13 protein-coding genes are annotated in these 8,096 nt (G+C 61.9%); 3 read left to right on the top strand and 10 right to left on the bottom strand.

From position 1 onward, the window contains the following. Positions 1-73: 73 nt before the first annotated feature. Genes BKY27_RS19155 through BKY27_RS19120 form a run of 8 tightly spaced genes read right to left on the bottom strand, consistent with a single transcriptional unit; the run spans position 74 to position 6,144 of the window. Positions 74-793 (bottom strand): type IV secretion system protein, encoded by a 720-nt coding sequence (locus tag BKY27_RS19155; RefSeq protein ID WP_084668051.1) that lies wholly within the window; start codon positions 791-793, stop codon positions 74-76. Beyond that, on the bottom strand, positions 790-1,956 hold the full coding sequence (locus BKY27_RS19150) for a lytic transglycosylase domain-containing protein (RefSeq protein ID WP_071676066.1): 1,167 nt from the start codon (positions 1,954-1,956) through the stop codon (positions 790-792). The genes BKY27_RS19155 and BKY27_RS19150 overlap by 4 nt, the downstream gene beginning before the upstream one ends. A gap of 4 nt (positions 1,957-1,960) precedes the next feature. Further along, complete coding sequence (locus BKY27_RS19145) at positions 1,961-2,176, bottom strand: hypothetical protein (protein WP_071676065.1); 216 nt, start codon at positions 2,174-2,176, stop codon at positions 1,961-1,963. Then, entirely contained in the window at positions 2,173-4,557 is a 2,385-nt protein-coding gene (locus BKY27_RS19140; protein WP_071676064.1) for a VirB4 family type IV secretion/conjugal transfer ATPase, read from the bottom strand. The genes BKY27_RS19145 and BKY27_RS19140 overlap by 4 nt, the downstream gene beginning before the upstream one ends. Then, positions 4,547-4,825 (bottom strand): type IV secretion system protein VirB3, encoded by a 279-nt coding sequence (locus BKY27_RS19135; RefSeq protein ID WP_071676063.1) that lies wholly within the window; start codon positions 4,823-4,825, stop codon positions 4,547-4,549. The genes BKY27_RS19140 and BKY27_RS19135 overlap by 11 nt, the downstream gene beginning before the upstream one ends. Before the next feature lie 8 nt (positions 4,826-4,833). After that, a complete protein-coding gene (locus BKY27_RS19130) occupies positions 4,834-5,148 on the bottom strand; it encodes a TrbC/VirB2 family protein (protein WP_071676062.1) in 315 nt (104 codons plus the stop codon). Further along, positions 5,145-5,837 carry a lytic transglycosylase domain-containing protein gene (locus tag BKY27_RS19125; protein WP_071676068.1) on the bottom strand — a complete coding sequence of 231 codons (693 nt, stop codon included), beginning with the start codon at positions 5,835-5,837 and terminating at the stop codon, positions 5,145-5,147. Before BKY27_RS19125 ends, BKY27_RS19130 begins: the two co-directional genes overlap by 4 nt. Then, positions 5,785-6,144: a hypothetical protein gene (locus BKY27_RS19120; protein ID WP_071676069.1), complete on the bottom strand. Its 360-nt coding sequence runs from the start codon at positions 6,142-6,144 to the stop codon at positions 5,785-5,787. The genes BKY27_RS19125 and BKY27_RS19120 overlap by 53 nt, the downstream gene beginning before the upstream one ends. A gap of 184 nt (positions 6,145-6,328) precedes the next feature. Here BKY27_RS19120 and BKY27_RS19115 point away from each other — a divergent pair, with 184 nt between their 5' ends. Genes BKY27_RS19115 through BKY27_RS19105 form a run of 3 tightly spaced genes read left to right on the top strand, consistent with a single transcriptional unit; the run spans position 6,329 to position 7,224 of the window. After that, a complete protein-coding gene (locus tag BKY27_RS19115) occupies positions 6,329-6,607 on the top strand; it encodes a hypothetical protein (RefSeq protein WP_071676061.1) in 279 nt (92 codons plus the stop codon). A gap of 42 nt (positions 6,608-6,649) precedes the next feature. Continuing rightward, entirely contained in the window at positions 6,650-6,916 is a 267-nt protein-coding gene (locus BKY27_RS19110) for a hypothetical protein (RefSeq protein WP_071676060.1), read from the top strand. An 8-nt stretch (positions 6,917-6,924) separates the two neighbouring features. Continuing rightward, on the top strand, positions 6,925-7,224 hold the full coding sequence (locus BKY27_RS19105; RefSeq protein ID WP_071676059.1) for a type II toxin-antitoxin system RelE/ParE family toxin: 300 nt from the start codon (positions 6,925-6,927) through the stop codon (positions 7,222-7,224). Between the two features lie 41 nt (positions 7,225-7,265). On the opposite strand, the gene BKY27_RS19100 is transcribed toward BKY27_RS19105, so the two are convergent. Then, entirely contained in the window at positions 7,266-7,586 is a 321-nt protein-coding gene (locus BKY27_RS19100) for a type II toxin-antitoxin system RelE/ParE family toxin (RefSeq protein ID WP_071676067.1), read from the bottom strand. Positions 7,587-7,591: 5 nt separating this feature from the next. Continuing rightward, a complete protein-coding gene (locus BKY27_RS19095) occupies positions 7,592-7,834 on the bottom strand; it encodes a type II toxin-antitoxin system ParD family antitoxin (RefSeq protein WP_071676058.1) in 243 nt (80 codons plus the stop codon). Positions 7,835-8,096: the final 262 nt, after the last annotated feature.

Genomic DNA, 8,096 nt, shown 5'->3' with positions numbered 1-8,096 from the left:
GCATAAGAGACGTCATTAGCGACGTCTCTTAGATCATCGCCCCAGCCTCAGGCAGGCGCTGCCAATGGAGCGGTTACCCCGCGCCAAGGGTCTGGATGGCTTCGAGCTCCCACATGCGCGTGAGGGCGATGGCAAGTTCCGCCGTGACGCGGGTGTTATGGTCCATCGAGGCCTTGAGATCTTCCATGTCCGGGATCATCTCGACAAGACGCTCTACCCTCTCGAGGGATTGCGCCGCTTCGGTATGGCTGTTCTGAGCGGCGGCGGACAGCACCGCCCCGGTGGTTGCCCGGGTCGCGATGCCCTCTGCACCGGGAGTTCCACTGGTGGCGATTTCGTTCAGGGTGTTCTCGTCGAACCCGGCACTGGCCAGCGCTGTCTCCATCTGGGTGCGCATCGGTCCGGCGTTGAGACCGATGAGGTTCGACCAGTCGCCCGCCTGGATGCCTCGGATGAGACTTGAGATATTTTCGAAATCGGCGTCAAGGAGCGCGTCCAGATCCTCGCCCATTGCAAGACCGAGGATGTTTCGCGGCCCTGTGAGCGACGTATACATCTGGTTGAGCTGGTTGAGCTGGTTCTGCACCACTTCGAGCTGTGCCAGCGCATTGTCCAGAAGATCGGTCTGGATCCCGAAATCCTGCAGCATCTGCTGAAGCTGGCGGATTTCCTGTGCGATATTCTGGGTGTCCACCGTGGGCACACCCTGTGCCGCGGCAGGTCCGACGACATAGATGGCAAGCGCCAGGGCGATGCTACCGGCGAAAAGGGAACGGGGCAGGCGCAGGTTCAATGCAAATCCTCCTGACTGAAATCCATGAATTGCCGCTCGGCTCCTCTGGCTGCCGCCAAGGCGATTTGCTCGGCGCTGAGTGGCTCGATTCGGGCGGCCCTGATCCGGGTCCGGATCGCGACCAGGCGGGCAAGTTCGGCTCGGGCATAGGTGTTCAGCGCGATCGCCTCGTGCAGGTCTTCAGTCTCGCCGATGCGGGTGATGATATCCTGGACGCGCAGGGCGGCTGCCTGGACCGAGACCAGCGAATAGTCCCCATAGACACCCGCACCATGTGCCGAGAGGCTGAAGCTCGCATTGGCCAGAAGCACCGGATCGATTGTGCCGAGTGCATCGATCCCGCCCACGGCTGCGAGGTAGCTGTTGTACTGCTGCGGGATCACCACGACATAATGCTGGGTTTCCGCGAAGGGTGGCACACCGCCATAATCCTGCACATTGCCCGGCCCGGCGTTATAGGCGGCGAGCGCATGGATAATGTTGCCATCGAACATGTTCAGCATTTGTGCGAGGTATCGCGCACCGCCGGTGACCTGCAGATAGGGATCGTCGTAATAGGCCGGGTAGATCCCGAGATCGCCTGCGGTACCGGGCATGATCTGGGTAAGTCCGAAGGCCCCCACGGGTGAGCGTGCCCCAATCTGGAAACGACTTTCCTGCCAGATCAGCGCCTGCAAGAGACAGCGCCATTGCACGAGCGAAAGACCTGCGCGGCCGACCCCGGACAGACTATGGGTGTCGCGTGCTGCGCGGATGATCAGCTCCTCGATCCCCTCCCTGGCATCGCCGAACATCCGCGCTGCCGCTGGATTGGTGTCCTCGGGCGCATAAAGACTGGCGGCCGCGCTTTCGACGTTGTCTACCGCCCCCTGCCCCGCCTCGAGCCCCGCCACGGTTCCGGCCACGTCTCCAGCGCCAAGCGACATGGCATCCATCAGCCCTTCGAGGGAGGCGAGTTGCTGGCGCTCGATTTCGGCCAGTTCCTCCTCGCGGCTTAGCCGGTCCTGCTGCAGTGCCAGGTCCCGATCGGTCTGCTCAAGGATGGCCTGTCGTCCTGCGAAGAGGCGCAGATCGAAAGTGGGCACGCCTTGGGCGCCCACCGGCACCGCAGTGGGAGCCACCAGCACAAGGCTGATCATCGTAAAAGGAAGCCAGGTCCGCATTGGTTCAGCCGCCCGCCCCCAAGAGGACGAAATCGCAGGCCGTGTCGCGGCGCGTGACCTCCGCCCCCATGGTCGAGATCGTGGTGGTGGCGGTTCCTGCCTGCGCAGGAGCCTCGCGAAAATTGAAGCAGTTGGCTTGCGGGGGGTTATGCTGCGCACAGGCTGTCAGGGTCAGGCCGAGCCCGAGCAGCACGACGCTGCGAATGATGGTACGGGTCATGTCACTCTCCAGAAATCAGGACGGTCGCGGTAGTCAGGGCCGACGAGGGTCTCGCCCTTCTCCATGCCGCCAAGGATGGTCACGAGCGGGCCGAGCGCGCTGAGATCGGCATCGATCACCACCGCGCCCCGATCATCGCGGACAAGCGCCAGCCGCGAGGCCGAGCCGACGCCCAGAAGCACGTCGAGCTCTTTCTCGGTCAGGCCGAGCATCGCGTAGTCAGCGGCGGAAGCACGAATGTTGGGCAAGAGCACCTGCGTCGGCACCGCTTCCACGATGGTCTTTCCGGTGCGCGTGCGCTCGAGCTGGCTGGCATATTGCGTCATCATCACGACGACGGCGTTCTGCTTGCGGGCGGTCACCAGCCAGTTTGAGAGCCGCTCCGCGAAATAGGTGTTGTCGAGGGCTTTCCATGCCTCGTCGATGACGATGATGGTGGGCTTGCGGTCCTCAATCACCCGCTCGACCCGGCGGAAGAGGTAGGACAGGACCGCCATGCGTTCCCGCTCGCTCTCGGAATCGAGGATGCCGGTGAGGTCAAAGCCCGCGACGTCGCCATCGATGCTGAAACTGTCCTCGGCATTGGCCCCGAAGATCCAGCCGTAGCGACCCTCGGCCGTCCATTCCTGCATACGCTCGAAGAGATCGCCCTCGTCATCGGTCGAGACCAGCAGCGAGGCGAAATCCGACCAGTTCCGTAGACCCGCATGTCCTGCGCTGGCGTTCTGGCGCACGACTTCCTGCAGTCGGTTGGTCTGAACCGGGGTTAGCGGTCGATCGCGCCGCTCCAAGAGGCTCGCGAGCCAATCAGCAAGCCATGCCTGGCCCCGCACGTCGATCTCGGTCTGGAGCGGATTGAGGCCCGTTGGGCGCCCCGCCCGCACGGTCGAATAGCTGCCGCCGAGCGCGCGGACGGCCATCTCCATCCCCGCGCGATAGTCGAAGACGAAGACCCGCGCACCTGCCCGCCGTGCCATGGTCATCAGGAAAGCCGCCAGGACGGATTTGCCGGAGCCGGGACGGCCGAGGATCAGCGTGTGCCCACCTGTGGGCTCGCGATCTGGCGCGCCCTGTTCGTGGAAGTTGAAGCGAAAACCGCTGCGCTCTGGCGTCGGGAAGAGTGTGATCGGCACGCCCCAGGGGACTTCCCGCCCTGTCTTTCCGAGCGGGGTGCGGTGGAAGGTAGCGAGATCGGCGAAGTTGTGGTTCGTGATTGCGGCCTTGCGGCTGCGCGCCCCTGTGTTCCCGGGATGCTGCGCCATGAAATGCGCCCGTGCCCCGAAGGCTTCCGAGATCAGGTTGATGCCGGAGGTGGCGGAGATGTTGCGGATCTCGGCCGCGATATCGTCAAGCGCCGTCTGTGTGCGGGCATAGACCGCCACGGTCATGTGGTGCTCGCCGAAGATCAGGCGTTTGGATTCCAAATCGTCCTGCGCGAGTTCCAGCTCCTGCGCGAGGCTGACGGCTCCGTCATTGGCGGCCTGCATCAGCCGCAGCTGCCGCTTGATCCGGCCCGCCATGATGTTGGCGTTGATCGGCACAAAAGAGTGCGTGACCACCATGTCGACGGGCAGATTCAACTCGTCGAGCATCAGGCTATCGGTCTTGGCGGGGTAGTTCTTCACCGCGAAGATCACGCCGAGCTTGTCGCCGACGGCGCCGTCGGACAGCGCGATGGTCGTGCCGCGGAAGGTGACGCGGGTGTTGGCGACGTCCTCGGCGATCACACCGAGGCGCGACCGGGGGAAGAGCGGGTGCTCCTCGCCTGTGTTGAGTGAACCGAGGAAGCCCAGAAGCTCGCCGGTGCTGGCGGCAAGCAGGCGGGGCTTCAGCTCATCGAAGGACGACAGCAGAAACCCCACAACCTCGTCGAGCTTGCGCAAGCGGCGGGTCGTGTCCGCCGCATGTCGCGAGCGAGACGCCCCAAGTCCGAACGGCAAGCGGCTGCCGGTCTGAGGTCGCTTCAGCACGGTCAGGGTCAGCGTCTTGTCGCGCAAGCCCGCGCGGCCGAGATGCGCGTGCCATCGTTTGTCGAGGGCGGCAGCAAACCCCTCGCCTGGAATGGGCGGCAGGGTCACATCGACCGCTTTCGAGACCTTGTGCAGGTAGAAGGAGAACTCCGTCCCCACCTGCGCGACGATGCCAGCCAGCAACCCTCCGATCCGGTCGAGATGCCCGTCCTCGCTCGTGGTGCTGTTCACCCCTTCGAGGCGGATGCACTGCATCAGTTCGTTGCCGCGTGTCCGGATCGTTCGGTCGTTCACGAGGCTCACATAAGGCAGCATCATTGAGAGCCGCTTCTCGCCCTTGACCCATGCGGGTAGCACGGTCAGCGGATCGATGGCGTTCTCAACCTCATCGGCAATTCCATCACGGGGCATAGCTGTCGCCTCCGTGCAGCTTGCGGTTGGCCGTGGGCGGGGTTTCCTGCAAGGTGATCACCAGGACATCGAGGAAGTTCGGATCCCAGTCTGCGGCCTTCCAGAGGGCCGGCCAGGCCAGCCCCGCGAAGACGGCCACCACCCAGCTCTGCACCCAGAGGAACAGAAGCGTCGAGCCGAAGAGCCAGACCATGGCGTACATGATCGGCAGGCCCATCAGCTTGGGCGGCCTGAGAAGGCCGATGAACACGCGGGACTGGTCAGCCATTTTGGACCTCAGGTGGTCCAGATGGCGGCGACGATGGTGGGAGCCGCGGCGATGCCCGCGATCGCGACCACCACCCAGAGCGCCTGACGGAAGTCGAGGATGCCAAAGAGCCAGGAAAGGAACACCCCGATCAGCGCAAGCGTTCCGATCACGATCCCCAAGGGACCGGTGATCGCATCGACGATGCCCTGCAGCAGGGTCTGCACCGGCGAGAGGTCGATGCTCTGCGCAAGCGCTGGACCCGCCAGCACGATAAGGGTCATCGCGCCGAGCGCGGCGATCGCCCGCGTGCGGAGCACGCTTTGACGTTTCCTCGATGTCATGAAAGATCTCCTCTGAGCCGCTCAAACACGGCGGTCACACGGGCCACATGCCCTTGGGTTTCGGTATAGGGGGGAATGCCGCCGTGGCGCGTGACCGCCTCCGGGCCAGCGTTGTAGGCCGCAAGGGCCAGAGACCCGTCGCCGAACTGGTCGAGCATCATCAGCAGGTAGCGGGCTGATCCGTCGAGGTTCTGCGCAATGTCATGTGGGTCCACGCCGAGGTCGCGGGCGGTATCCGGCATAAGCTGGCCAAGGCCTATGGCACCGACAGGGCTACGTGCAGCTGGATTGTATGCGCTCTCGACTTCGATATTGGCCCGGTAAAGGAGCGCCCAATCAGTGACTGAAAGCCCTGCGCGACGCAGCGCACCATGCCCGGCATACCGCAGAGCAGTGGTCTCGATCGCATGGAGGATTTCTGGGGTAGCGTGGGCGGCAGATCGAGCCGGGATCGCTGTCTCGCTCGTTGCGTCAGGAACGCGAGGTTCTGCGAAGAGAAAAAGGCGCCCGTTTGCCTCTTGAGGAGAGGAAATCAATTGGCCGTCGGGGCGGACCTGGAAGATGAAACCGTCGGCCAGGGCCGGGGGCGCGGAACAAGCGCCTGTACCCAAAGCAACGACGAGCGCAGTCGCGCGGTCAGCTGCCTTTGACCGGAACCGCTCCGGTCGGTGCGTCGGCCCCTTGGCCAGGCGCGGCGTGACGCTCGCGGCCCCCTTCTTCAAGTGGGATGCTCGCCGTCGTGCAGCCCATGTCAGCGAGGAAACTGACAAGACCAACGATGGTTTTGAAATCACGGAGCTTGAGGACGCTTCGGCTGGTGACGAGCATTTTATCGTCGCGCCCATCAGTGGCGACGGCGCGGATGACCCATGAGCCGTACCAGCTGTTATGGCGCTTCTCCGCTCTCTCCTTGCAGACCACCTCGATAAGGTAGCCCTCAGTGAGCAAGCCGCGCAGTCCGTCTTCGGTGACCACATTCGGTGCTTCTTCTATCATGACTTTCCCTGGGTCCTCCTCATCATGAGTATCGGCCCGCAGGAACATTTCCACACGGTCGATACAAGACAACATAATTGACTGCAAGACGATTTATTTGAGTTGACGAACCGTCTTTGGCTGCAATAGGTAGCTACCGCACGAAACCATAAATTTGAAGTGGCAAAGGAGTTTTGCCCTGCGCATGTTTTGTGCATTTCGATACGGTTTGCTTGGTCTTGTTGTGCCACTCGCGTCGATTGGCCAAATCGCCATTGCATGTACCGCACCGGAACGGCCCTTCCTGCCTGAGCGGTCCGAAGAAATTCGAGAATATGCCGAGCTGCTGCGTTCCGACTTCGAGGGCTACATCGCGGACATACAGGATTACTTCCGCTGCCTCGATGCCGAGCGGCAACGTGCATTTCTCGAGGCGCAGGAGGTCAGCCGCGACTATGGAAGACTGGTCGAGATATTGGAATGAACAAATGTTGTTTTGTGGGCTGGAGGTAGGTATATTGAGCTTATGCCCAGACTCTCGATCGATATCACGCCTGAAGAACACCAGAAACTCAAGGCTATCGCGGCCCTGAAAGGTCAAAGCATCAAGGATTATGTCTTGAACCGGACACTCGGCGATGCTCCCCCTCTCGGCGGCTTGAACGATGAAGAAGCATTCGGTGCCTTGGCCCGTTTCCTTGAGCCGCGCATCGAGCAGGCCCGCCAAGGCGAGCTGTCCTCGAAGTCGATCCGTGACATCCGGCGCGAAGCTCGCAGCCAAGCCAAGCAATAGGTCCCCGAATGGCTGGCTACGATCTTACGCTCGGCGCCGAGGAAGATTTGCGCGAGATCTGGAGTTACTCCTTCGAAACCTGGGGCGCAGATCAGGCCGACCGGTATCTGAGCCAAATCGAGTCTTGCTGCGACGCCATTGGTGCAGGCCGGGCACGGTCGAAGGCTTTCGATCAGTTGCCGGACGACGTCAGGATCCTGCGATGCGAGCATCACTATGTCGTCTGGATTGTCGCCCCGCGACCTATCATCATTGCTGTCCTTCATGAACGCATGGATTTCGTGCAGCGGTTGAAGGACCGGTTGTGAACTGGTTGTGCTTGTCGCAGGATTGCCCGGCTTGATGGTCGTCAACCGCCGTCGAGGTCCTCGTAGTAGACCAGGGCAGGCATATTGCGGCGCTGGTGCACGATGCGCAGGATGACCGCTGCGCCGTCCGCCGCATCGAGCCGCTTGAAGAAGATCACGTGGCGCTGGCAGTTGACGGACCGCATGCCCGGTACGAAGAGACTCCTGTCCCGGCCGATCTCGGGATCTTCAGTGATCCGCTCGAAGGCGGTGACAAGCTGGCGATAATAGATCAGCCACCGGTCCCTGCCCCAGGTCTCAACGGTATAGGCGCGGATGTCTTCGAGGTCGGACCTGGCCAGACCGGAAAGCCTTATGGTCATGCCGATCAACGGTTAAACGCATCCGGTTCGAAGGCTTGTGCATCGAACTCGGCGAAATCCCCATTCTTGGCCAGCGTGGCCGCCTTCTCGAGATCTGCCTTGAGGGCGTAAAACTGCCTGGCACCGTCCTTCTCCATCAGCATCCTTACGCCCGCGCGCACGACTTCGCTCAGATTGGCGTAGGCACCGGACTCAATCTGCGCCTGCACATATTTCTGCATCGGTTCCGTCAGGTGGACGTTCGGCATCTGGATCTCCTTTTATGCTCAATCGTATCAGATACTGACATAGATCTGCAAGATCGTGTTCCGCCCCGTCACCGTCTTGATGTACCAGCTCTTGTTTGTGCGTACAGATTCCAGCCGGAGTACTAAGCTCGATAGTTTACCTGTATTGCTTGTATTCGAAGACGCTGTGCCGAAGATAAGAACGCATAAGCGGACATTAAAGGGTCAGAGCCTTCTTCAGATCGTCGTGCTCGAAAGCACTTTCAAGATAGTCGAGTTCGCG

The organism is Nioella nitratireducens, assembly GCF_001879715.1.
Lineage (GTDB): Bacteria > Pseudomonadota > Alphaproteobacteria > Rhodobacterales > Rhodobacteraceae > Nioella > Nioella nitratireducens.
The sequence above is the reverse complement of the archived record's forward strand: the minus strand, read 5'-3'. Positions and strand labels throughout refer to the sequence as shown.